The sequence below is a fragment of the Rothia nasimurium genome, assembly GCF_004569295.1.
Classification (GTDB): domain Bacteria; phylum Actinomycetota; class Actinomycetes; order Actinomycetales; family Micrococcaceae; genus Rothia; species Rothia nasimurium_B.
Window position 1 is genome coordinate 1 of record NZ_SPQC01000127.1, and the last position, 253, is coordinate 253.

1 pseudogene is annotated in these 253 nt (G+C 50.6%); it reads left to right on the top strand.

Annotated features, from left to right (window positions below):
- Nucleotides 1–128: 128 nt before the first annotated feature.
- Nucleotides 129–253: pseudogene (locus E4U03_RS12690) on the top strand (helix-turn-helix domain-containing protein); the annotation flags it as partial.

A 253-nucleotide genomic window follows, 5' to 3' on the forward strand; every position in this document is an offset into this window, starting at 1 on the left:
TCGGCCAGTAGGCGTAGGGCTCTTGTTTTGAGTTCTTGGGGGTATTTGGTGGGCATGGGTGAAGTTCCTTTGCTCTTTTTTGTTTGTTTCCAATGTACGGGGTCGGAACTAAACCCAGTACATATCATGGCGGGGACGAAGCACTCATGCCAAAACCTAAAGGACGCCCCAAAGGCTCCACCAAACCAAAGACACTCACAGAGGAAGATAAGCTTCGCCGTGAGGTTGAAAAGCTGCGGGCTGAAAACGCCTA